Source organism: Photobacterium sp. SP02 (assembly GCF_038519165.1).
Taxonomy (GTDB): Bacteria; Pseudomonadota; Gammaproteobacteria; order Enterobacterales; family Vibrionaceae; genus Photobacterium; species Photobacterium halotolerans.
Map to the genome: position 1 here is coordinate 1 of NZ_JASJOJ010000018.1, position 22,840 is coordinate 22,840.

General features: G+C 53.0%; 20 protein-coding genes. 2 read left to right on the forward strand and 18 right to left on the reverse strand.

Translation table 11 applies throughout. The features are described 5' to 3' along the window. On the forward strand, nucleotides 1–215 hold a 215-nt coding region (locus P0Y67_RS09865; protein ID WP_342391741.1), incomplete at its 5' end, for a hypothetical protein. Between the two features lie 80 nt (nucleotides 216–295). On the opposite strand, the gene csrA is transcribed toward P0Y67_RS09865, so the two are convergent. From csrA to pncC, 5 genes are all read right to left on the reverse strand, one after another. Next, nucleotides 296–493, reverse strand: a complete 198-nt coding sequence (gene csrA, locus P0Y67_RS09870) for a carbon storage regulator CsrA (protein ID WP_027253546.1) — start codon at nucleotides 491–493, stop codon at nucleotides 296–298. 329 nt (nucleotides 494–822) lie between these two features. Then, nucleotides 823–3,447, reverse strand: a complete 2,625-nt coding sequence (alaS, locus tag P0Y67_RS09875; protein WP_342391742.1) for an alanine--tRNA ligase — start codon at nucleotides 3,445–3,447, stop codon at nucleotides 823–825. Nucleotides 3,448–3,634: 187 nt separating this feature from the next. After that, complete coding sequence (recX, locus tag P0Y67_RS09880) at nucleotides 3,635–4,096, reverse strand: recombination regulator RecX (RefSeq protein ID WP_342391743.1); 462 nt, start codon at nucleotides 4,094–4,096, stop codon at nucleotides 3,635–3,637. A gap of 189 nt (nucleotides 4,097–4,285) precedes the next feature. Beyond that, the gene (gene recA, locus P0Y67_RS09885; protein WP_342391744.1) at nucleotides 4,286–5,350 is read right to left on the reverse strand and encodes a recombinase RecA; all 1,065 of its coding nucleotides are present in this window, start codon (nucleotides 5,348–5,350) and stop codon (nucleotides 4,286–4,288) included. A gap of 128 nt (nucleotides 5,351–5,478) precedes the next feature. Beyond that, nucleotides 5,479–5,967, reverse strand: a complete 489-nt coding sequence (gene pncC, locus P0Y67_RS09890) for a nicotinamide-nucleotide amidase (protein ID WP_342391745.1) — start codon at nucleotides 5,965–5,967, stop codon at nucleotides 5,479–5,481. Between the two features lie 162 nt (nucleotides 5,968–6,129). Here pncC and mutS point away from each other — a divergent pair, with 162 nt between their 5' ends. Next, nucleotides 6,130–8,700: a DNA mismatch repair protein MutS gene (mutS, locus tag P0Y67_RS09895; protein WP_342391746.1), complete on the forward strand. Its 2,571-nt coding sequence runs from the start codon at nucleotides 6,130–6,132 to the stop codon at nucleotides 8,698–8,700. A gap of 154 nt (nucleotides 8,701–8,854) precedes the next feature. On the opposite strand, the gene rpoS is transcribed toward mutS, so the two are convergent. The 13 genes from rpoS to rlmD form a co-directional block, all read right to left on the reverse strand. Beyond that, complete coding sequence (gene rpoS, locus P0Y67_RS09900; RefSeq protein WP_192015714.1) at nucleotides 8,855–9,862, reverse strand: RNA polymerase sigma factor RpoS; 1,008 nt, start codon at nucleotides 9,860–9,862, stop codon at nucleotides 8,855–8,857. Nucleotides 9,863–9,916: 54 nt separating this feature from the next. Continuing rightward, nucleotides 9,917–10,978 carry a peptidoglycan DD-metalloendopeptidase family protein gene (locus tag P0Y67_RS09905; RefSeq protein ID WP_342391747.1) on the reverse strand — a complete coding sequence of 354 codons (1,062 nt, stop codon included), beginning with the start codon at nucleotides 10,976–10,978 and terminating at the stop codon, nucleotides 9,917–9,919. A gap of 3 nt (nucleotides 10,979–10,981) precedes the next feature. Then, nucleotides 10,982–11,611, reverse strand: coding sequence for a protein-L-isoaspartate(D-aspartate) O-methyltransferase (locus tag P0Y67_RS09910; protein ID WP_192015716.1), 630 nt, complete (start codon nucleotides 11,609–11,611; stop codon nucleotides 10,982–10,984). 2 nt (nucleotides 11,612–11,613) lie between these two features. Continuing rightward, the gene (gene surE, locus P0Y67_RS09915) at nucleotides 11,614–12,363 is read right to left on the reverse strand and encodes a 5'/3'-nucleotidase SurE (RefSeq protein ID WP_192015717.1); all 750 of its coding nucleotides are present in this window, start codon (nucleotides 12,361–12,363) and stop codon (nucleotides 11,614–11,616) included. Then, nucleotides 12,344–13,408 (reverse strand): tRNA pseudouridine(13) synthase TruD, encoded by a 1,065-nt coding sequence (gene truD / locus P0Y67_RS09920; RefSeq protein ID WP_342391748.1) that lies wholly within the window; start codon nucleotides 13,406–13,408, stop codon nucleotides 12,344–12,346. The genes surE and truD overlap by 20 nt, the downstream gene beginning before the upstream one ends. 30 nt (nucleotides 13,409–13,438) lie before the next feature. Continuing rightward, nucleotides 13,439–13,912, reverse strand: coding sequence for a 2-C-methyl-D-erythritol 2,4-cyclodiphosphate synthase (gene ispF / locus P0Y67_RS09925; protein ID WP_027253557.1), 474 nt, complete (start codon nucleotides 13,910–13,912; stop codon nucleotides 13,439–13,441). Next, nucleotides 13,912–14,607, reverse strand: coding sequence for a 2-C-methyl-D-erythritol 4-phosphate cytidylyltransferase (ispD, locus tag P0Y67_RS09930; RefSeq protein WP_342391749.1), 696 nt, complete (start codon nucleotides 14,605–14,607; stop codon nucleotides 13,912–13,914). Before ispD ends, ispF begins: the two co-directional genes overlap by 1 nt. 38 nt (nucleotides 14,608–14,645) lie before the next feature. Then, nucleotides 14,646–14,927 carry a cell division protein FtsB gene (ftsB, locus tag P0Y67_RS09935; protein ID WP_192015721.1) on the reverse strand — a complete coding sequence of 94 codons (282 nt, stop codon included), beginning with the start codon at nucleotides 14,925–14,927 and terminating at the stop codon, nucleotides 14,646–14,648. A 187-nt stretch (nucleotides 14,928–15,114) separates the two neighbouring features. Continuing rightward, on the reverse strand, nucleotides 15,115–16,416 hold the full coding sequence (eno, locus tag P0Y67_RS09940; RefSeq protein ID WP_027253560.1) for a phosphopyruvate hydratase: 1,302 nt from the start codon (nucleotides 16,414–16,416) through the stop codon (nucleotides 15,115–15,117). An 80-nt stretch (nucleotides 16,417–16,496) separates the two neighbouring features. Further along, the gene (locus tag P0Y67_RS09945) at nucleotides 16,497–18,140 is read right to left on the reverse strand and encodes a CTP synthase (protein ID WP_027253561.1); all 1,644 of its coding nucleotides are present in this window, start codon (nucleotides 18,138–18,140) and stop codon (nucleotides 16,497–16,499) included. A gap of 169 nt (nucleotides 18,141–18,309) precedes the next feature. Then, on the reverse strand, nucleotides 18,310–19,122 hold the full coding sequence (gene mazG / locus P0Y67_RS09950; RefSeq protein ID WP_342391750.1) for a nucleoside triphosphate pyrophosphohydrolase: 813 nt from the start codon (nucleotides 19,120–19,122) through the stop codon (nucleotides 18,310–18,312). A 78-nt stretch (nucleotides 19,123–19,200) separates the two neighbouring features. Beyond that, nucleotides 19,201–21,426, reverse strand: a complete 2,226-nt coding sequence (relA, locus tag P0Y67_RS09955) for a GTP diphosphokinase (RefSeq protein ID WP_027253563.1) — start codon at nucleotides 21,424–21,426, stop codon at nucleotides 19,201–19,203. A 75-nt stretch (nucleotides 21,427–21,501) separates the two neighbouring features. Beyond that, nucleotides 21,502–22,839 carry a 23S rRNA (uracil(1939)-C(5))-methyltransferase RlmD gene (rlmD, locus tag P0Y67_RS09960; protein WP_342391784.1) on the reverse strand — a complete coding sequence of 446 codons (1,338 nt, stop codon included), beginning with the start codon at nucleotides 22,837–22,839 and terminating at the stop codon, nucleotides 21,502–21,504. Between the last annotated feature and the right edge of the window lies 1 nt (nucleotide 22,840).

A 22,840-nucleotide genomic window follows, 5' to 3' on the forward strand; every position in this document is an offset into this window, starting at 1 on the left:
GATTCGAACCCTCGATACGGGATAAACCGTATACTCCCTTAGCAGGGGAGCGCCTTCAGCCTCTCGGCCACCTCACCGTCTTGCGGTCGCTCATATTACTGTCAGGCAAAAATAAGTCAAACACTTTATTGAGAAAAAGCGCCTTTCCATCGCTGGCTGAACACTTAATCACCAAACCGCTATCAAAAGCTTCCCGGGTGGTGACTTCATCATAATTTTCACTGACCTGGCGCGTTGTCAGCGCACAAAAACAAAAAAGGCCAGCTAATTAGCCGACCTCTTTATAAAACAGGAATTAGTAGTTACCTGAACCCTGTGTTCCGGTATCTTTTTCTGCCTGTATACGCATGTAGATCTCTTCACGGTGAACAGACACTTCTTTCGGCGCATTAACACCGATGCGAACCTGATTTCCCTTTACGCCAAGTACGGTCACGGTTACTTCGTCACCGATCATTAGCGTCTCACCTACGCGACGAGTCAAAATTAGCATTCGATTGCTCCTTGAGTAATCTTACTTGTAATTAGTGTTTATAAAGCTTTTTTATACAAAAAAGCCCATAGAGTTCATGGTCACTGCTCAAGAAACAGCGAGAAGTGGGCGATTATCCAGACTTTAACAATCAACCACAAACATTTTCTGCATCTGGCGTACCACTCAGATCAGGCCCAAAAACTGTACTCGACCACTCGCCATTACATATTCTGTCAGGTTCAACGACTCAATTGTCTGTAATTGTAGCACTTTTTTAATGATTGATGTCGACTGTACCACAGTCAACATCAACCCTTAAGTCGCCGTTCTGCAATCAAAGCGCTTCGTTAAAGGCGCTCGGTCAACCAAGGCGATACACTTTCCAGTGCGGCGGGTAACGCGCCGGCATCTGTACCGCCTGCCTGAGCCATATCAGGACGACCGCCGCCTTTGCCGCCAACCTGCTGAGCCACCATATTCACCAGATCGCCAGCTTTGACTTTCGCAATCACATCTTTGGTGACACCCGCTATCAGGCCAACCTTGCCGTCACTGACGTTACCCAAGACAACAACGCCGCTTCCCAGCTTGTTTTTCAGCTCGTCTACCATACCACGCAGTGCTTTGTTATCTGCACCGTCCAACTTAGCAATCAAGACCTTAGTACCATTAATTTCTTGCACCTGATTAATCAGATCCGCGCTTTCCTGGGCGGCCAGCTTGTCTTTCAGTTGCTGGATTTCTTTCTCCAGCTGCTTACTGTGAGCGACCAAAGCATTCACTTTGATGGCCACAGATGCTGAATCCGATTTCACCAGACTGGCCGTTTCGGCCAGCAGGCTGTCCTGCTCATGCAGCAGCGCAATGGCGCCTTCGCCCGTCACCGCTTCGATACGACGGATACCCGCGGCGATCCCCCCTTCCGACACTATCTTGAACAGGCCGATATCACCGGTCTGGCGGGCATGAATACCACCGCACAGCTCAGTCGAGAAATCCCCCATGCTCAGTACGCGCACTTGGTCATTGTATTTCTCGCCAAACAGCGCCATCGCGCCTTTGGATTTTGCGGATTCAATGTCCATGACATTGGTTTCAATCACATGGTTCAGGCGGATTTGTTCGTTGACAATGCGTTCAATCTTGCGCAATTGCTCAGGTTTGACTGACTCCAGGTGCGAGAAGTCAAAACGCAGACCATCAGGTTTCACCAGTGAGCCTTTTTGAGCCACGTGCTCACCCAGTTCCTGGCGCAGGGCCGCATGCAGCAGGTGCGTGGCTGAGTGGTTCAGACTTATAGCCGCACGGCGCTTAGCATCAACCTGGGCATTCACACGATCACCCACAGACAAAGCGCCTTCGCTCAGGGTGCCCTGATGGCCAATCGCGTCACCAAACTTCTGCGTGTCTTCCACGGTGAAAACCACACCCGTGGCAGAAAGCAGTCCTGTGTCGCCACACTGACCACCAGACTCAGCATAAAACGGTGTGTGGTCCAGAATGATCAGCGCTTTGTCGCCGGCAGCCACAGTGTCCACCGCTTCACCGTCACGGAAAAGCGCTACAATCTGACCTTCACCCTGAGTGCCGTCATAACCGCAAAACTCAGTTTCCGCATCCACTTTCACGCTGTCGTTATAATCAACGCCGAACTGACCGGCTTCACGGGCACGCTGACGCTGTGCTTCCATGGCATTGTTGAAGCCTTCTTCATCAATGCTGAAACCACGCTCACGCGCAACATCGTTGGTCAGATCAGCAGGGAAACCATAGGTATCGTACAGTTTAAAGACAGTTTCACCGTCCAGCACTTTGCCATCCAATGCATCAATCGCTTCATTGAGGATCGACATACCGCGATCCAGCGTACGACCAAAGTTTTCTTCTTCGATCTTCAACACTTTCTCAACCATGGCCTGCTGCTGTTTCAGTGTCTCGCCAGCGCTACCCATGACCTCAGCCAGAGGACCAACAAGCTTGTGGAAGAAAGCACCGCTCGCACCCAGTTTGTTACCGTGGCGTACCGCACGACGAATGATACGGCGCAGAACATAACCGCGGCCTTCGTTAGACGGCATCACACCATCCACAATCAGGAAAGCACAGGAACGGATATGGTCAGCAACAACCCGCAGAGACTGGTTAGTCAGATCGTCATAACCAATCACAGAGGCCGCTTCTTTGATCAGCGCCTGGAAGATATCTATTTCATAGTTTGAGTGAACGTTTTGCATGATGGCCGCCAAACGCTCGATCCCCATGCCTGTGTCGACAGAAGGCTTGGGCAGCGAATCCATCTGGCCGTCGGCCTGACGGTTAAACTGCATGAAAACGATGTTCCAGATCTCAATAAAGCGATCGCCGTCTTCTTCCGGCGAACCCGGAGGACCACCCCAGATATGATCACCGTGATCGTAGAAAATTTCAGTGCAAGGTCCGCACGGGCCGGTGTCGCCCATCTGCCAGAAATTATCAGACTCGTACGCCTTACCGCCGGTTTTGTCGCCAATGCGGATAATGCGATCTTCCGGTAAACCAATCACCTTATGCCAGATATCAAAGGCCTCATCATCGGTCTGATACACAGTGACCAGCAAACGCTCTTTCGGCAATTTCAGCACACCGGTCAGAAACTCCCAACCATACTGAATTGCTTCTTCTTTGAAGTAGTCACCAAAGCTGAAATTACCCAGCATTTCAAAGAAAGTATGGTGACGGGCAGTAAAGCCGACATTCTCCAGGTCATTGTGTTTACCACCAGCACGTACACAGCGCTGCGCCGTGGTCGCTCGGGAGTAATTACGCTTTTCCAGACCCAGAAAAGTATCTTTAAACTGGTTCATACCTGCATTTGTAAACAGCAGGGTCGGGTCGTTGGCGGGAACCAGCGACGAACTTTCGACTATCTGGTGGCCTTTGCTTTCAAAAAACGTAAGAAACGCACGGCGAATCTCATCAGTGCTCATGTACATTTGACAATCCTGAATAATGCTGTGTTAATCCCCCTGCCTGCAACTGCGCCCCAGTTGCCTGCTGCCGAACAGCAAAGTTCAGCTAACATGCAGGTTTAATCAATCTAAGATAAAAGGTTTACCGGCTATTGTAAAACAACGCGGGTTTGACGGGAAATGTTCTGTTAACACAATGGCAGAATCAGCCTCAGTATTCATCTTCAACCGCTAAGGCATAGCGAATCTGGTCGAAATCAAAACCTCTTGATTGCATAAAACGTAATCGGCGGGCTTTTTCTTTCGGTGTGTCCATCTGAGTGTCACCAAACTTGCGTTGCGCCACCGCTCTGGCCTGTTCGAACCAATCCACTTCGGCATCTTCCAGTGCTTGCTTGATACACAAGTCATGCACCCCTTTCATCTTCATTTCCTGTTTGATGCGCAGCATGCCCCAGCCTTTTGATACCCCGTTTCGCAACGCCATGGCCGCGTAGCGGGCATCATCCAGCCAGTTGTAATCCTGGCAATAGGCGACCGCGTCACTGATCTCCTGTTCGCTGTAACCGCGCTGCTTGAGCTTCTGCTGCAACTCTCGCTGGGCATGGTCACGCCGTGACAGATAACCTACGGCCGCTTCTTTGGCCGAGATTTTAGGTGCTTGCCTTCTCACCTAGATACCTCCCCGATTGACGTATACCTACGTAAAATAAATGACGGGTTCATTCCATGCCCCTCAAACGACTCAGGTACATCGATTGTAAATACAAAACGGGCACTGGCATGGGTGATTTCACCTCTGCACAGCGCCCGTTAAAGAATGACTGCTCCGGCTAACCAGCCGTGACATCATGCGTCGTGATTAAAAAGCTTCATCCTGAGCATCGACTTTATCAGTCTCTGTATTCACAAGCTCAGCATCGGCTTCTGAAACATTGGCAGGGTTCAGCAGCAACTCACGCAGCTTCTTATCAAGCTCTTCAGCAATTTCTGGATGCTCACCAAGGTACTTACAAACATTGGCCTTGCCCTGACCAATCTTATCGCCTTTATAGCTATACCAAGCGCCTGCTTTGTCTACTAGTTTGTTCTTCACACCAAGGTCAACCAGCTCGCCTAAACGGTTGAAGCCCTGACCATAAAGTATTTGGGTTTCAGCTTGCTTGAACGGTGCGGCAATCTTGTTCTTGACCACTTTAATGCGGGTTTCGTTACCCACCACTTCATCGCCTTCTTTGATAGCGCCGGTACGGCGGATATCCAGACGAACAGAAGCATAAAATTTCAGTGCGTTACCGCCTGTTGTGGTTTCCGGGTTACCGAACATCACACCGATCTTCATACGGATCTGGTTGATGAAGATACACATACAGTTAGACTGTTTCAGGTTACCCGTCAGCTTACGCATGGCCTGAGACAACATACGCGCCTGCAAGCCCATGTGCGAATCACCCATTTCGCCTTCGATTTCGGCTTTTGGTGTCAGCGCGGCAACGGAGTCGACCACTATCATATCGACAGCGCCGGAACGGGCCAGGGCATCACAGATTTCCAGTGCCTGCTCGCCGGTATCCGGCTGTGACACCAGCAGCTGATCAATATCCACACCCAGCTTCTTGGCATAAATCGGATCCAGCGCATGCTCTGCATCGATAAAGGCACAGGTTTTACCCTTGCGCTGCGCGGCGGCAATGGTTTCCAGTGTCAGGGTTGTTTTACCTGACGACTCCGGACCATAAATTTCGACGATACGACCCATTGGCAGGCCGCCGGCACCCAGTGCAATATCCAGAGACAATGAACCGGTTGAGATGGTCTCAATGTCCATCGTACGGTTATCACCCAGCTTCATAATGGAGCCTTTACCGAACTGCTTTTCGATCTGACCCAGGGCAGCGGCAAGAGCCTTCTGTTTGTTGTCGTCCATTCGACTCTCCAACGGATGCTAATTCAATATTCAAATTACTGGTTAGTATACTGTCTATTCATACAGTGTCTAGCACTGTATGGCATTTTTTTCCTGACCGGCTGCCAGGCCGGGCAAGAGTGTGATCTTCACTGCAGAGTGTTCAGGCGCTCAAGTAAACCTTGCAATGCACGCTCGATAGCCTGCGCACGCACCGCCTGCCGGTCTCCACGAAAATGACAGGTTTCGGCACCCAGCCAGCCTGTGGTATCCGCCCAGGCAAAACACACAGTGCCGACCGGTTTATCCGGCGTGCCGCCATCAGGCCCGGCAATACCGCTGATAGCCACGCTGATAGAGGCCAGAGAATGTGCCAGCGCACCTGTCGCCATCTCCTGCACCACAGGCTCACTCACCGCGCCGTACTGAGCCAGGGTTTCAGGTTTAACGCCCAGCATCTCCTGCTTGGCGTCATTGCTATAGGTAATAAATGCCCGGTCAAACCAGGCAGAACTGCCCGCAATATCCGTGATCGCAGCAGAGACACCGCCACCGGTACAGGATTCTGCGGTAGTGGCGAGCCATTGCTGGATTTTCAGTGCCTGACCAAGCTGCGCTGACAAAGATGTCGTCACCATCGGCTTTCCTCCGTACACAGTCAATGCCGACACCTTACTAGGATGGTATGGGCGCTTCAAGCATTAGTCGCGACATGAAATTGCGCTTCCCCCCTTTGCCACTATTACGCTTTCACGTATCCTAGACGGCCTGATTTTTCTCGGTTTGATGCGGGCAACAGCGTGACAATAAAAGGTTTAGAAACACACACACCCATGATGCAGCAATATTTGAGGCTGAAAGCTGAAAACCCTGATGTGCTGATGTTTTACCGCATGGGGGATTTCTATGAACTCTTCTTTGATGATGCCAAGCAAGCTTCTCAACTGCTGGATATTTCGCTCACCAAGCGAGGTTCAAGCAACGGCCAGCCCATACCTATGGCTGGCGTGCCTTACCATGCCGTTGAAGGTTATCTCGCCAAGCTGGTTCAGTTAGGCGTTTCCGTCGCAATATGCGAGCAGATTGGCGATCCTGCCACCAGCAAAGGGCCGGTTGAACGCCAAGTTGTGCGTATTGTCACACCCGGGACCGTCAGCGATGAGGCGCTGCTTCAGGAAAGACGCGATAACCTGATTGCGGCGATTTTCTGTCAGAATGGCCGCTTCGGCTATGCCACGCTGGACATCACCTCCGGCCGTTTCATGCTGATTGAGCCCGATACCGAAGAAGCCATGCAGGCCGAGCTGCAGCGTACCAGTCCGGTCGAGTTGCTGTATCCGGAAGATTTTCCTCTGCCTGACCTTTTCAGCCATATGAAAGGGGCACGCCGACGCCCGGTGTGGGAGTTTGATCTGGACACTGCTCGCCAGCAGCTGACGCTGCAATTCGGCACCCGTGATCTGGTGGGGTTTGGCGTTGAAAACGATGAGTTCGGCCTGTGTGCGGCCGGCTGCCTGCTGCAATATGTGAAAGATACTCAGCGCACCGCGCTGCCTCACATTCGTGCCATCACCCGGGATACCCAGGAACAATCAGTGATCCTGGACGCCGCTACCCGGCGTAATCTGGAACTGACCCAGAACCTGGCCGGCGGCACAGAGAATACGCTGGCTTCCGTGCTGGACCATACGGCCACCCCCATGGGCAGCCGCCTGCTCAAACGCTGGCTGCATCAGCCCGTCAGAAACCGTCAGCAACTGAATCTGCGCCTGGATGCCATCGGCAACCTGAAAGACAGCGGCATGTTCGCCGAGCTGGCCGGCGTGCTGCGTCACATGGGCGATCTGGAAAGGATCCTGGCCCGACTGGCATTGCGCTCGGCCCGGCCGCGGGATCTTGCCCGCATGCGTACGGCACTGCAGCATCTGCCCGCCCTGGCTGAGCTGCTGGCCGAGTTAAACAGCCAATCACTGCGCCAGCTGGCTGAACAAAGTCAGCCGATGGACGAGATTTGCAGCCTGCTGGAACACGCTATTATTGAAAACCCGCCTGTCATTATCCGTGACGGTGGCGTGCTGGCACCTGGCTACAATGCCGAGCTGGACGAGTGGCGCGATCTGGCCGATGGTGCCACCAAATTCCTGGCTGAGCTGGAAGCGCGCGAACGTGAGCGCCATGACATCGACAGCCTGAAAGTCGGTTTTAATCAGGTGCATGGCTTTTATATTCAGATCAGCCGCGGTCAGAGCCACAAAGTACCGAGCCATTATGTTCGCCGTCAGACGCTGAAAAATGCGGAACGTTACATTATCCCTGAGCTGAAAGAGCACGAAGATAAAGTCCTTAACTCCAAGTCCAAAGCACTGGCGCTGGAAAAACAGCTCTGGGAAGCCCTGTTTGACAGCCTGCTGCCGCATCTGGCTCAGTTGCAGCAGACCGCAGCCGCGCTGTCGGAGCTGGATGTGCTGGCCAACCTGGCTGAACGTGCAGATACCCTGAATTACTGCCGCCCGACACTGAGCGATAAACCCGGCCTTGAGATCAATGCCGGCCGGCACCCGGTGGTCGAGCAGGTGCTGGATGCGCCTTTCATTGCTAACCCGATCTCGTTACACCAGGATCGCCGCATGCTGATCATCACAGGTCCGAACATGGGCGGTAAATCCACCTATATGCGTCAGACCGCGCTGATCGCGCTGATGGCACATGTCGGCGCTTATGTACCGGCAGATTCCGCCACTATCGGGCCTCTGGATCGCATTTTCACCCGGATCGGTGCTTCGGACGATCTGGCCTCAGGCCGCTCCACCTTCATGGTGGAAATGACGGAAACCGCCAATATTCTTCATAACGCCACGGAAAACAGCCTGGTGCTGATGGATGAAATCGGCCGTGGTACCAGTACCTATGACGGGCTTTCTCTTGCCTGGGCCAGTGCCGAATGGCTGGCAGAAAAAATTGCGGCCATGACGCTGTTTGCCACTCACTATTTCGAGCTGACCGAGTTGCCGTCACTGATAACCGGGCTGGCCAATGTCCACCTGGATGCCATTGAGCACGGTGATGAAATTGCCTTTATGCACGCAGTGCAGGAAGGAGCGGCCAGCAAGTCTTTCGGTCTGGCGGTTGCCAGCCTGGCAGGTGTTCCTAAATCGGTGATCAAGCGCGCCAAGCAAAAGCTGCAGCAACTGGAGACCACGGGTCACCAGCACGCCATGGACCAGCCGCAGACGCAGCGCGCAGATAATCAGCAACTCTCGCTGATCCCTGAGCCCAGCGAAGTCGAAGAAGCGCTGGCGCGTCTGAATCCGGATGAGCTGACACCAAGGCAAGCTCTGGATGAGCTGTACCGTTTAAAAGCGTTGTTGTAACGGATCCCAGGTAACGGATCCGGCACGATCAAGAAAGGACGCCGCAGCGTCCTTTCTTTTACCTTTTTACCGTGTTTCTTATTTCTAGCTTCTTGTTTTTGGTTCTTGTGTCTATTTTCGTTGTGTCAGCATGCACTTAAGAAGGGCGCTTGCCTCAAATTTCCTGATTGAACAGGGATTCAATATTCAGGCCCTGATGTGTCAGCATATCACGCAGACGGCGCAGACCTTCGACCTGGATCTGACGCACACGCTCTCGGGTCAGGCCAATCTCGCGACCAACATCTTCAAGGGTAGAGGCTTCATAGCCCAGCAGACCAAAACGTCGGGCCAGCACTTCACGCTGTTTGGGGTTCAGTTCCTGCAGCCAGGTGACAATAGAGGTTTTCATATCGTCATCTTGCGTGGAGGTTTCCGGGCCGCCGCAACGTTCATCCGGGATAATATCCAGCAGGGCTTTTTCAGTATCTCCGCCAATCGGGTTATCGACCGAGCCGACACGTTCATTGAGACGCAGCATGCGGTTCACATCATCCACCGACTTATCCAGCTGCAGGGCAATATCTTCCGCTGTGGGTTCATGATCCAGCTTCTGAGCCAGCTCACGAGCCGTACGCAGATAGACATTCAGCTCTTTCACCACATGAATCGGTAAGCGGATGGTCCGGGTCTGGTTCATGATAGCCCGTTCAATGGTCTGACGGATCCACCAGGTTGCATAGGTAGAGAAACGGAAACCACGCTCAGGGTCGAATTTTTCCACCGCGCGGATCAGGCCCAGGTTACCCTCTTCGACAAGATCCAGCAGGGCAAGACCACGGTTACTGTAACGGCGGGAGATCTTCACCACTAAACGCAGGTTACTTTCGATCATGCGTTTGCGGGCGACTTCATCACCCCGCAGCGCACGGCGGGCATAGAGAACTTCTTCTTCGGCGGTTAAAAGTGGGGAAAAGCCGATTTCGCCGAGATAAAGCTGAGTGGCATCCAGTGCTTTCTGAGTGACACTGTAGGACGAGATATCCAAATCTTCGTCGGCGTCATCAACCTCTGAGTCTGCTTTTGCTGAAACGTCGGCTTCCTGCTCTTCAACATCAAGCTCCATCTCATCTTCAAACTCTTCGTAGTTTTCGATATCAGTAGCTGCATTACTTCTGCTCATAGCGCCTCCCAGATAGCGTTTTGCAAATCCGGTTCACCACGCCCGAGCAGTCTGTCAGTTTGGCAGGTACTTGAGCGGATTCACTGACTTGCCTTTATAACGGATCTCAAAGTGCAGTCGGACATTGTTCGTTCCCGAGCTGCCCATCAAAGCAATTTTTTGCCCTGCGGTTACCGTATCTTGCTCCCTGACGAGTACTCTGTCGTTATGTGCATAAGCACTTAAGTAGTCGTCATTGTGCTTTATAATGACAAGGTTGCCATAACCCCGTAATGCATTGCCGGCATACACTACTTTCCCTGCAGCTGTTGCGTTGACGTCCTGGCCTCTCTGGCCTGCAATATCAATGCCTTTGTTGCCATTATCACTGCTGGAAAAGCCGGAAATGACTCTTCCCTTCGCCGGCCATACCCAGGTATCAACCTTGTCAGCGACAGCTGCTGGCGTCTTGCCTGCCTTGTCACTTGTGCCAACCTTGTTTGTAACAACTTTGTTAACTTTTGAGTCTTGAGAGTACTCTTTTGTGGGAGCGCGATCAACATCTTTATTGACGCTTTTTTGCACGGTTTTTGCAGGTGTTGTAACCGGATTCGCTTTGGTCTGAGGCGCTGTTTTAACCGGTTTACCCGGGGGGGTTGATTTTACTGGTGGTTTAGCAACCACCACAGCCGTTGAAGCAGCTGCGGTACCTGAAGCGACAGCAGCTGTCGCAACTGGACCGACCACAACTACTGGCTGATAAGGCACAGCTTCCCGCTTGGGGGGCGCTGGCGGTTTTTTATTGATCGGTGGCGCAGGCTGAGCTGCCACTTTTTGGCCAAACTGAGGGGCGACGTATTTGGACTTCCACAGAAACAATTTCTGGCCGGGATAGATCGTATAAGGGGGCGTCAGCTGATTAAGTGCAATCAAGTCGTTAACATCACGACCTGAAAGGTAAGAGATAAAATAAAGGGTGTCACCTTTTTGCACTTCATAGTAACTGCCGCGGTAGCTGCCAGGTCGGGTGTTGTCATAATTCGCGCCGTCAGGCGGATAAGTGGCACAGGCCGACAGCAACAAACAGGCTGCCAGTACCATAGGAACTTTGTGCTTTTTTCCGCTAAAACCTTTCATGCGCTACGCCAGCTCCCCTGCCACCAGAGGCACAAATCGGACCGGCGCAATTTCATCTGTCACATAGTGGCCATCCAGTAAGCGGATGCGTTTCAGCATCTGGTGCTGCTCACCGACAGGGATCACCAGGCGCCCCCCTTCGGACAGTTGCTCCAGCAACGCCGGCGGGACGACCTCCGCGGCAGCGGTCACTATGATGGCATCGAATGGCCCTTTACTTGACCATCCCTGCCAGCCATCACCATGCTTGGTCGAGATATTATGTAAGTCCAGCTGTTTGAAACGGCGCTTGGCCTGCCACTGCAAAGCCTTAATGCGTTCAACCGAGTAAACATGCTCCACCATACGAGACAGAATCGCGGTCTGGTAGCCTGAGCCGGTACCAATCTCCAGCACTCGGGTGCCGGGTTGCAAGGCAAGCAACTCTGTCATTCTGGCCACAATATAAGGCTGTGAGATGGTCTGCCCACGCCCGATGGGCAGGGCATTATTCTCGTAAGCCTTGTGCGACAAGGCTTCATCAATAAAATGCTCACGGGGAACCGTATCCATTACCCGCAATACCCTACGGTCTGCTATCCCCTGCTGAGACAAATATTCCATCAGGCTATGGCGTTGTTCCGCATAGCGCATTATCAGTTGCTCTCCACTTGTTTCATCCACTGTGCCAAGTCGTCCAGCGCATCGTGTGCTGTCAGATCAACCTGAAGCGGTGTAATTGATACTTGCTTGTGTTCTATTGCATAAAAGTCTGTACCTGGTCCGGCATCCTGGCAACTCCCGGGAGGACCAAGCCAGTAAATCGTTTTGCCGCGGGGATCGACATCCCTGACCATTTTTTCCGCGCGGTGACGGGCACCCAGGCGCGTTACCTGCCATTCGCCCAGTTCAGACAAAGGCACATCCGGCACATTGATATTGAGAATTTTATTTCTCGGCAGCGGCTGCGCCATCAAACGCCCCACCACTTCTTTGACGACCTGAGCGGCCGTCGCAAAATGTTCACGCCCGACTAAAGACACGGCAATGGCCGGTACGCCGAGAAAATGCCCTTCCGTCGCGGCAGCCACTGTGCCTGAATACAGCACATCATCACCCAGGTTGGCGCCGTGATTAATCCCGGCCACCACGATATCCGGTTTATCGGTCAGCCACTCGTTCAGCGCGAAGTGTACACAGTCCGTTGGCGTCCCTTCCACCGACATACGCCTGATGCCTTCTTCACGGACACGCAAAGGGGTTTCCAGTGTCAGTGAATTGGAGGCACCGCTGCGATTACGATCCGGTGCCACCACATACACCTCACCCAGCTCTTTGAGGGTATCGGCCAGTGTGTTGATTCCTTCAGCAAAGATGCCATCATCATTACTGATCAAAATTCGCATATCTGCCATCCTTCTGCTCAGGCTCATCAATCAGCTCTCTCAATACTGCCGTGGCGAAACACCCTGCAGGCAAGGAGAACTGTACCTCCAGCTGATCAGCATGCAGTTGCCAGTGCATGTCCGCCGGACGCAGCATCAGGGCACGACGTTCATGTCGCATCCTGTTATCGCGGATCAGTTTCAGCAGCAATGGCTCCTGCTCAATCACCGCCATTTCAAAAGCCGCCGCCTCACCCTGGCTGGGCAGCGCATTGTCACCGGTCACAGGCGCGGTGATCAGCCACTCGCCCGCCGCCACCTGTGCCTGCCATTCAGGCGTGATTTGCTCAACCAGCTGCCAGTCTTCTCTGCCCTGTTGCTGAACACAGTCACCCGCCAACAAGGTATCAGCCTTGCCATCGGCAATACGCTGGGACAACACCAGATTAAACAGCCAGGAACGGGCGGCTGACAGGTAGAAACTGCGCTTACTCTTGTCGCGGACACGAAACTCATCGTTGCCCCAGGCTCTGGCTTTGACCACGTTATTGCCGTCATGGCCGAAACGCTGCGCCCCAAAGTAATTCGGCACGCCCTGCTGTTGAATCTTAACCAGACGCGCGTCGAGATCCTGAGGGTTATCCAGCTCGGTCAGACGCAACTCAAAATGGTTGCCGGCCAGATCGCCGGGACGCAGTTTTTTGTCGTGACGATCAGTCGCCAGCACTTCAACACCGGGATGCTCGGCGACAAATGGTGTCAAATCCGGGTCTGGTTTACCCGGCAGATGCACACTCAGCCACTGCTCGGTCACCGCGTGCCTGTCTTTCAGGCCAGCCCAGCTGACATCGCGGGATTTCACTCCGCACGCTTTCGCCAGCTCGTTGACAACATATTTGGTGTTCTCGCCGGTTTTACGGATCTTCACCATGAAATGCTCACCACTGCCGGTGAAGTCAAAACCCAGTTGCTCTTTGACGATAAAATCTTCCGGACGAACTTTGCTTCGTCCCTGGCAGACAGGTTTACCATGCAGCCAACTCAGGCTGTCCATATCAATTGTCATATTCTTTCCGTTATACAGGAAGGGGCGGCGTCAGAGCGAGCGCAGCAAAACGACCGCTTCGCAGGCTATGCCTTCTTTGCGGCCCGTAAAACCCAAACGTTCAGTCGTTGTGGCCTTTACATTAATATTATCGACCGTGGTGTCGAGATCGTCGGCAATGGTTTGGCACATTTGTTCAATATAAGGCGCCATTTTCGGTGCCTGCGCAATAATTGTGACATCCAGATTGCCCAGGCGGTAGCCTTTCGCTTTCACCTTGGCGTACACGTCACGCAGCAGCATGCGACTGTCTGCCCCCGCCCACTCCGCATCGGTATCAGGGAAATGACGGCCGATATCACCAGCACCTATCGCGCCCAGCAGCGCATCACACACAGCATGCAGAGCGACATCACCATCGGAGTGAGCAATCAGACCCTGTTCATAAGGTACTGCTACCCCGCCGATGATCACCGGGCCATCACCGCCAAACTTGTGTACGTCAAAACCGTGTCCAATTCGCATTATGCCTGCTCCTTTTGTCGTTGCTGCAGGTAAAATTCAGCCAGTGCCAGATCTTCAGGCTGAGTGACTTTCAGGTTATCAGCCCGACCGGGCACCAGCAGCGGCGAAAAGCCGCAATATTCCAGCGCCGATGCTTCGTCTGTGAGCACAGCCCCTTCCGCCAGCGATTTGACCATGGCATCTCTGAGCTGTCTGACCCGAAACATCTGGGGGGTCAGTGCATGCCAGAGGTCGGTGCGATCCACTGTTGCCGCAATAGTTTGCCGGCCGTTGCCACGTTTCATGGTATCGCGCACCGGCGCGGCCAGAATGGCACCAAAGGCATGCTGTTGTGCCTGTTCAATCAGACGGGACAAATCATCCTGATGCAGGCAGGGACGGGCAGCATCGTGTACCAGCACCCAGTCATCATCTGCCAGTGTGGCCAGACCGGAAAACACCGAATCGGCACGTTCGCGACCGCCAGGTACCACGACGACATCCGGACGACGGGCCAGAGGCAGATGGTTAAAATAAGGATCGCCGTCACTGATCGCAATCACTACCCGGCCGATAGCGGGGTGCTGTAACAAACTGTCCACCGTATGTTCCAGTATCGTTTTGCCAGCGATAACCAGATACTGCTTCGGCCTGTCGGCCTGCATACGGCTGCCAACACCTGCAGCAGGCACTACCGCCGTTAAGGTTTGAGTCATGATGGGTTTACTGCCAAGTTAACACTGAGTGACCACTCCTAGAGAGAATGGTCACCGACTATGCGGAAAAAAGTTTCTCCGGGCTTGATCATACCCAGCTCATGCCGGGCACGCTCTTCTACCGCTTCCAGGCCCTGATGCAAATCATTGATTTCTGCATACATCTGCTGGTTACGCTGCACCAGTTCGGCATTCGCTTTTTGCTGTAGCGCCACATTGTTTTTAAGCGCCATATAATCAGACATGCCATTCTTGCCGGACCAGAATTCGTACTGCAGCCAGGATAATACCAGCAGTAACACTGCACTGAATACACGCATGCAAGCCTCATTCTTGGGTGATTAACACAAGTCGACAGGCTATCTCATCAGCCTCTAAGGCGGTAATAATCCCATAAAGCGCCGTATGTGACCAGTTCCGGACCCGCCATTCGGACAGAAAAAAGCCGCTCTGTTGAGCGGCTTATCATCCGGGGTCACTCAAAGTGACAAAAGTGAAGCTTCAGACTTATGCCTGACCTTTCACTTCTTTCAGACCGTTATACGGTGCTTTCTCGCCCAGCGCTTCCTCGATACGGATCAGCTGGTTGTACTTAGCAACACGGTCAGAACGGCTCATAGAACCTGTCTTGATTTGACCTGCTGCGGTACCCACTGCCAGATCAGCAATCGTTGCATCTTCAGTTTCACCGGAACGGTGAGAGATAACAGCGGTGTAACCGGCATCTTTCGCCATCTTGATAGCAGCCAGCGTTTCAGTCAGAGAACCGATCTGGTTGAACTTGATCAGGATAGAGTTCGCGATACCTTTGTCGATACCTTCTTTCAGGATCTTGGTGTTAGTCACGAACAGATCGTCACCCACCAGTTGCAGTTTATCGCCCAGCAGTTCTGTCTGGTGCTTGAAGCCATCCCAGTCAGACTCGTCCAGACCGTCTTCGATAGACACGATTGGGTACTGGTTCGCCAGATCCTGCAGGTAGAAGTTAAACTCTTCAGATGTGAAGATTTTGCCTTCGCCTTTCATGTTGTAGTTGCCAGCTTCTTTGTCATAGAACTCAGAAGCCGCACAGTCCATCGCCAGCGTGACGTCTTTACCCAGTACATAACCTGCCGCTTCAACCGCTTCTTTGATAGCAGCCAGTGCCGCAGCGTTAGATTCCAGGTTTGGTGCGAAACCGCCTTCATCACCAACGGCTGTGCTCAGACCTTTGGCTTTCAGTACTTTGGCCAGGTTGTGGAACACTTCAGCACCGATACGCAGACCTTCTTTCAGTGTTTTAGCACCGACTGGCTGGATCATGAATTCCTGGATGTCGACGTTGTTATCAGCGTGCTCACCACCGTTGATGATGTTCATCATTGGCAGAGGCATAGAGAACTGGCCCGGAGTGCCGTTCAGTTCTGCAATGTGCTCGTACAGAGGCATGCCTTTTGCAGCCGCGGCCGCTTTTGCGTTCGCCAGAGAGACAGCCAGGATAGCGTTAGCACCAAACTTAGATTTGTTTTCAGTGCCGTCCAGGTCGATCATGATTTGGTCGATGTCCGCTTGGCTTTTCGCGTCTTTACCAACCAGTGCCTGAGCAATAGGACCGTTAACCGCTTCAACGGCTTTCAGTACACCTTTGCCAAGGAAACGAGATTTGTCGCCGTCACGCAGCTCCAGAGCTTCGCGGGAACCCGTTGATGCACCAGAAGGTGCCGCAGCCATACCAACAAAACCACCTTCCAGGTGGACTTCAGCTTCCACTGTCGGGTTACCGCGTGAGTCGATGATTTCACGACCCAAAACTTTAACGATCTTAGACATAGTGTTTCCTCTTGCTTTATTTTGATTTAAAAAAGCGAAAAAAAAGCTGCCGCACTCCATGTGCAACAGCTGTTTGTAACTTATTTCTCTTCGAACTCACCACGCTGGTGCTGACCAGCCGCTTTGACGAATCCTTCAAACAAAGGATGGCCATCGCGAGGTGTTGAGGTGAACTCAGGGTGGAACTGAGCGGCCACAAACCAAGGGTGATTCGGCACTTCGATAATCTCTACCAGCTTCTTGTCAGCAGACAGGCCGGAGATTTTCAGGCCTGCTTCTTTCAGCTGAGGCAGCAGGTTGTTGTTCACTTCGTAACGGTGACGGTGACGCTCGTGAATGGTTGCACTGCCGTACATTTCACGGGCTTTGCTGCCCTCTTCCAGATGGCACAGCTGAGAACCCAGACGCATAGTACCGCCCAGATCCGACTCTTCCGTGCGCTCTTCCACGTTACCTTCGCTGTCGACCCATTCAGTGATCAGGCCCACCACAGGATACGGTGATTTAGCGTCAAATTCCGTCGAGTGAGCACCGCTCATGCCCGCCACATTTCGGGCGAACTCGATCAGCGCCACCTGCATACCCAGGCAGATGCCCAGATAAGGGATGTTGTTTTCACGCGCATATTGCGCTGTCATGATCTTGCCTTCAACACCACGACCACCAAAACCGCCCGGTACCAGAATCGCATCCAGACCTGCCAGCATTTCTACGCCTTTTGATTCAACATCCTGTGAATCAACGTATTTGATGGTCACAGACAAGCGGTTTTTCAGACCCGCATGCTTCAGTGCTTCGTTGACTGACTTATACGCATCCGGCAGTTCGGTGTATTTGCCCACCATACCGATAGTCACTTCACCGGTCGGATTGGCATCTTCATAGATAACGCGCTCCCACTCGCTCAGATCGGCTTCCGGGGCGGTAATACCAAAGCGCTGACACACCAGTTCATCCAGACCCTGCGACTTAATCAGCTGAGGGATCTTGTAGATGGAGTCAACGTCTTTCATTGAGATAACGGCTTTTTCCGGCACGTTACAGAACAAGGCAATCTTGGCTCGCTCATTGGCCGGAATCATGCGGTCAGAACGGCAGATCAGCACATCCGGCTGAATACCGATAGACAGCAGTTCTTTGACTGAGTGCTGAGTAGGCTTGGTTTTCACTTCACCGGCCGCGGCCAGGTAAGGCACCAGAGTCAGGTGCATAAACATCGCACGCTCACGGCCCAGCTGCACGCCCAGTTGGCGAATCGCTTCCATAAATGGCAGGGACTCGATATCACCGACCGTACCGCCCACTTCGACGATAGCGACGTCGTGGCCTTCTGCACCGGCAATCACACGCTCTTTGATAGCGTTAGTAATATGAGGGATGACCTGAATGGTCGCACCCAGATAGTCACCGCGACGCTCTTTACGCAGCACGTCTTCATAGACACGGCCAGCAGTAAAGTTGTTGCGCTTGGTCATCTTGGTACGGATAAAACGCTCATAGTGACCAAGGTCAAGGTCGGTCTCTGCACCGTCTTCCGTAACGAATACTTCACCGTGTTGAATCGGGCTCATAGTGCCTGGATCAACGTTAATGTAAGGGTCTAGCTTCATCATGGTCACTTTCAGACCACGGGCCTCTAAGATGGCCGCCAGTGAGGCTGCAGCAATACCTTTACCTAGGGAGGATACAACACCGCCCGTCACAAAAATGTAATTCGTTGTCATGTTTAACCTGGAAGATTGGTGTAGAGGATAAAAAGTATCTGGACGGGAAATTAGTATACCAGACACATTTTATTGCCACAACGTGAAAACTATCACAGTAAACCCAGACGCTTTTTGTTCCAAATCAAGCCCGGTATCCTTGATGGAAAGTCCGCTTGCGGGTTAGTACTCACTTTGATGCTGAAACAGACTTTTCCTTGCGCTTAACATTTTCCCACTCGGCATCCAGCTCATCCAGTGAACAAGCGTCAATCTGCTTGCCCTGTTCCAGCACACAGCGCTCCACTTCGCGAAACCGGCGTTCGAACTTACGGTTGGCTTTGTGCAAGGCCATTTCCGGTTTCACTTTCAGGTGCCGGCTCAGGTTCACCACAGCAAACAGCAGATCGCCGATCTCCTCTTCGATACGTTCCTGATTGGGTACCGCCTGATGGGCTTCTTCCATCACTTCGTCGATTTCTTCCTGCACTTTGTCAACCACCGGTCCCAGTGTTGGCCAGTCAAAACCCAACCGGGCGCAACGTTTCTGGATTTTATCGGCCCGGTTCAGCGCAGGCATTGCCTTAGGGATATTAGCCAGAATACTGTCATCCTGCCCTTTTTCTGCACGCTCTTTGGCCTTTTCCGCTTCCCAGTTCGCATGTATCGCAGCTTCATCGGCGAAATCTTTATCTGCAAAAACATGAGGATGGCGACGAATCAGTTTGTGGTTGATCGCGCCGACCACATCATCAAAATCAAACAAGCTTTTTTCTTTCGCCAGCTGGCTGTAGAAGATCACCTGAAATAACAGATCGCCCAACTCCTCCTTCACATCATCCCAGTTCTCTTCGGCAATGGCATCTGCCACTTCATAGGCTTCCTCCAGCGTGTGAGGCACGATAGAGGCAAAATCCTGTTTGAGATCCCAGGGGCACCCCCGCTGCGGGTCGCGCAGCTGCGTCATGATGGAAAGTAAGATGCTGATGGGCTTGTCGCTCATAATGGTTTTCCTGTGCTCTGTGTAGCGTTGTCATTGGGCAGAAAACGGGCCGGGGCCCGTTCTGTCGATAGGATGAGATCAGTGCAGTCGTCTGGCTTCAAAGACATCTTTCACCTGCTCCAGGCGGAGGATCAGTCTGCCCAGACTGTCGAGATCGGTCAGTTCAATATCAAAATCCATGATCGCCATCTGCTTTTTGAAATCGATCCGGCTTTTCACCCCGGCCACTTTGACCTTTTCATTGTGCATGGTGTTGGTCAGATCTTTAATCAGGCCGTTACGCTCAGAAGCGGTTACCCTGACGGTCAGCGTGTAGCGCCCGGCAAAGCTGCCGCCCCAGACAGTATGAATGATCCGCTGCGGCGCGACATGACGCAGTTCTTCCAGCTGTTCACAGTCGCTGCGGTGAACCGAGATCCCCCGCCCCTGTGTCACAAAGCCCACTATGTCATCGCCGGGAATGGGCTGGCAGCAACGCGCCAGGTGGGTCATCAGGTTATCCACCCCTTCCACCACTACGGCGTCGCGCTGCGGTTTTTTCTGGCTGGCCTTGCTGCCCGCCTCGGTTAAACGCTCCAACAGCTGCTGATCTTCTTCTTCAGCCGTGGGCTTATTCACCAGCGCATTGATATGGTTAATGACCTGATTGATACGCAGATCACCGCTACCGATACCGGCGAACAACTCATCCGTCGAGTTCACGTTAAAGCGCTTCAGGGCGTAGGACTCGGCATCTTTCATGGTGGCGCCGATTTTATGCAGCTCCTGCTCCAGAATTTCCCGCCCAGCCGTGATGTTTTTATCTCTGTCTTGCTTGCGGAACCAGGCATGCACCTTGGCTCGTGCCCGGCTGGAATTGACAAAGCCCAGGTTCGGATTCAGCCAGTCACGCGATGGATTCGGCTCTTTCTGGGTGATGATTTCGACCTGATCGCCCATTTGCAGGTGATAAGTGAAAGGCACAATTCGCCCTTCCACTTTGGCCCCGATACAACGGTGGCCGACCTCAGAGTGAATGTGGTAGGCGAAATCGAGCGGGGTGGCATTCAAGGGCAGATCGACCACATCCCCTTTCGGGGTGAAGGCATAGACCCTGTCGTCGAAGACTTGACTGCGCAGCTCTTCGAGCATTTCGCCGGAGTCGGACATTTCTTCCTGCCAGGCCAGCAGCTTACGCAGCCAGTTGATTTTCTCATCATAGGCAGAATGGGCGCCGGCAGAGGTGCCGGATTCTTTGTATTTCCAGTGCGCGGCCACCCCCAGCTCGGACTCTTCGTGCATCTGCTTGGTGCGGATCTGGATCTCAATGGTTTTGCCTTCCGGGCCGATCACCACAGTGTGGATCGACTGATAACCGTTAGGTTTAGGGTTGGCTACATAGTCATCGAATTCTTTGGGCAGATGGCGGTATTTGGTATGCACCACCCCCAGTGCCGCATAGCAGTCCTGCAGCTGGTCCGCGATAATACGCACCGCACGCACATCGAACAGCTCATCAAAGGCGAGATTCTTTTTCTGCATTTTGCGCCAGATGCTGTAGATATGCTTGGGGCGTCCATGCACCTCAGCCTTGATATTCGAGGCTTTCATCGACTCATCCAGATCCTTCACGAAATGGTCGATGTAGTGTTCCCGGTCGATACGACGCTCAGACAGCTGTTTGGCGATCTGCTTATAAGTCTCCGGGTGTTTGTAGCGAAACGCGTAATCTTCGATTTCCCATTTAAGCTGACCGATACCTAGACGGTTTGCCAGCGGAGCATAGATATTGGAACACTCCCGCGCGGCGGCACGACGAACATTATCCGGCTCGTCCTTCACTTCACGCAGATTACAGATACGCTCGGCCAGTTTGATCACCACGCAGCGGAAGTCGTCCACCATAGAAAGCAGCATGCGGCGAATATTATCGACCTGTGCCGATTGCGCCGCGCCTTCTTTAATGGCATTCAACTGGCTGATTGCCGCCATCTGCTTGACGCCCTTGACCATTTGCAGAATGGTCTGGCCGTATTCCTCTTTGATGTCATCACTCTTGTAGAAGCCACCTTCAACAAGCGGGAACAGCAGGGCCGCCACCAGGGTGTCGGTATCCATACTGAGCATCACCAGGATTTCAACCATTTCCCGGCCACGCCACAATAACTGGCCGGCCGCTTCCTTGTTGTCCAGATGCGCTTCACAGCGCTGATAAGTTTGGATCAGACGGTCCGAGGTTTTAGCATCCTGCAGCAGACTCTCTACCCAGGGTACCAACTCAAATTTAGCGTTTTCCTTCAAATGCGCACCGCGAACTGCGACCATGATTCTGTCCTGTATAGCGTTATTACGGATGGCTTTTCTGTTACTCCCGGCGGCCTTCGCAGGCTCAGCCTGGCATCAGGTGCGGATAAACAGTGCCATAGATTCTAAGTGCCCCGTATGGGGAAACATATCCAGCATTCCCAGCCGTTGCAACTGGTAGCCCTGTTGCAACAGTACCTGACTGTCCCGCGCCAGCGTGGACGGATTGCAGGAGACATATAAAATCCGGCTGGGTGATAGCGCTGCCACTTCTTTCATTACCCCGGCAGCACCCGCGCGTGCCGGATCCAGCAATACTTTGTCGAAACCTTTGCTGGCCCAGCTGAACGACTCAATCCCCTGCTCAAGATTACCCTGATAAAAAGCCGTATTCGCGAGCTGATTCCGTGCCGCGTTGTCACTGGCCCGCTGCACCATCTCATCCACCCCTTCGACACCGACGACTTGCTGCGCTTTCTGAGCCAGCGGTAAACTGAAATTACCCAGGCCGCAGAAAAGATCCAGCACTCTGTCCTGCGGCTGAATATCCAGCCAGTCCAGTGCCTGCTCTATCATCCGGGCATTCACCGTCCGGTTCACCTGAATGAAATCTTTGGGCGAGAACTGCAGCGTCAAACCGTTCACAGCATAGCAAGGTGTGTCACCGGCCAGCTGAGTCACTTCATCAGGTTCCGGCGCCAGGAAAAGCATAACATGATGACTGTCAGCAAATTGCTGAATGCTCGTCATATCCGGGTCAGAAAATGGTTTGAGATGTCGGATCAAGACCACAGGGCCATTATCGGCTTCGACCAGCTCGACGTGCCCCAGGTTCCGGCGACCCTGCAATTGCGCCAGTAATTCACGCAAAGGCGGCAGCAGAGCATTCAGCGAAGCCGCCAGTACAGGACAATGCTCAATATCAACAATCTCTTTGCTCTGCTCCTGGCGAAAACCAAAACACAGCCCTTTGCCGGATTCAAACCTAAGGCTGAAACGCGCGCTCCGTCTGTACTGCCACGGGTCACCGGTCACAGGTTCGTCCTGCACTAATGCCGTCGCCGTCTCGTTTTCTCCCCCCAAGGCAAACTTCGCCATCAACTCCCCCAGAGACTGGCGCTTAGCCGATACCTGGGCAGAATGAGAGAGATGTTGCAAGTTACACCCACCACACTGGTCATAAACAGGACACTGAGGTGTAATGCGCTCAGGGCTGTCAGTCAGCCGTTTGATGACTTTCGCCCGGGCATAGTGTTTTTTATTGTCAGTGAGCTGCACCAGCGCACGTTCGCCAGGCAGCAATCCCGGAATAAAAACCGGTTTGCGGTCGAGATGGGCGATACCAGAGCCCAGATGGTCGAGACGTGAAACCATCACTTCTTTGTGTTTGGTGTCGCTGACAATTCGTTTAGTCGGCTTAAAAAAGCGTGCCATA

Excerpts from the sequence above, each read along its gene's own strand:
- csrA (WP_027253546.1), bottom strand. The coding sequence starts at position 493 with ATGCTAATTTTGACTCGTCGCGTAGGTGAGACGCTAATGATCGGTGAC.
- truD (WP_342391748.1), bottom strand. The coding sequence starts at position 13,408 with ATGACAATTGATATGGACAGCCTGAGTTGGCTGCATGGTAAACCTGTC.
- ispF (WP_027253557.1), bottom strand. The coding sequence starts at position 13,912 with ATGCGAATTGGACACGGTTTTGACGTACACAAGTTTGGCGGTGATGGC.
- P0Y67_RS09945 (WP_027253561.1), bottom strand. The coding sequence starts at position 18,140 with ATGACAACGAATTACATTTTTGTGACGGGCGGTGTTGTATCCTCCCTA.
- eno (WP_027253560.1), bottom strand. The coding sequence starts at position 16,416 with ATGTCTAAGATCGTTAAAGTTTTGGGTCGTGAAATCATCGACTCACGC.
- recA (WP_342391744.1), bottom strand. The coding sequence starts at position 5,350 with ATGGACGACAACAAACAGAAGGCTCTTGCCGCTGCCCTGGGTCAGATC.
- mazG (WP_342391750.1), bottom strand. The coding sequence starts at position 19,122 with ATGAGCGACAAGCCCATCAGCATCTTACTTTCCATCATGACGCAGCTG.
- rlmD (WP_342391784.1), bottom strand. The coding sequence starts at position 22,839 with ATGGCACGCTTTTTTAAGCCGACTAAACGAATTGTCAGCGACACCAAA.
- ispD (WP_342391749.1), bottom strand. The coding sequence starts at position 14,607 with ATGACTCAAACCTTAACGGCGGTAGTGCCTGCTGCAGGTGTTGGCAGC.
- ftsB (WP_192015721.1), bottom strand. The coding sequence starts at position 14,927 with ATGCGTGTATTCAGTGCAGTGTTACTGCTGGTATTATCCTGGCTGCAG.
- P0Y67_RS09910 (WP_192015716.1), bottom strand. The coding sequence starts at position 11,611 with ATGCGCTATGCGGAACAACGCCATAGCCTGATGGAATATTTGTCTCAG.
- alaS (WP_342391742.1), bottom strand. The coding sequence starts at position 3,447 with ATGTACATGAGCACTGATGAGATTCGCCGTGCGTTTCTTACGTTTTTT.
- P0Y67_RS09905 (WP_342391747.1), bottom strand. The coding sequence starts at position 10,978 with ATGAAAGGTTTTAGCGGAAAAAAGCACAAAGTTCCTATGGTACTGGCA.
- rpoS (WP_192015714.1), bottom strand. The coding sequence starts at position 9,862 with ATGAGCAGAAGTAATGCAGCTACTGATATCGAAAACTACGAAGAGTTT.
- surE (WP_192015717.1), bottom strand. The coding sequence starts at position 12,363 with ATGCGAATTTTGATCAGTAATGATGATGGCATCTTTGCTGAAGGAATC.
- relA (WP_027253563.1), bottom strand. The coding sequence starts at position 21,426 with ATGGTCGCAGTTCGCGGTGCGCATTTGAAGGAAAACGCTAAATTTGAG.
- pncC (WP_342391745.1), bottom strand. The coding sequence starts at position 5,967 with ATGGTGACGACATCTTTGTCAGCGCAGCTTGGTCAGGCACTGAAAATC.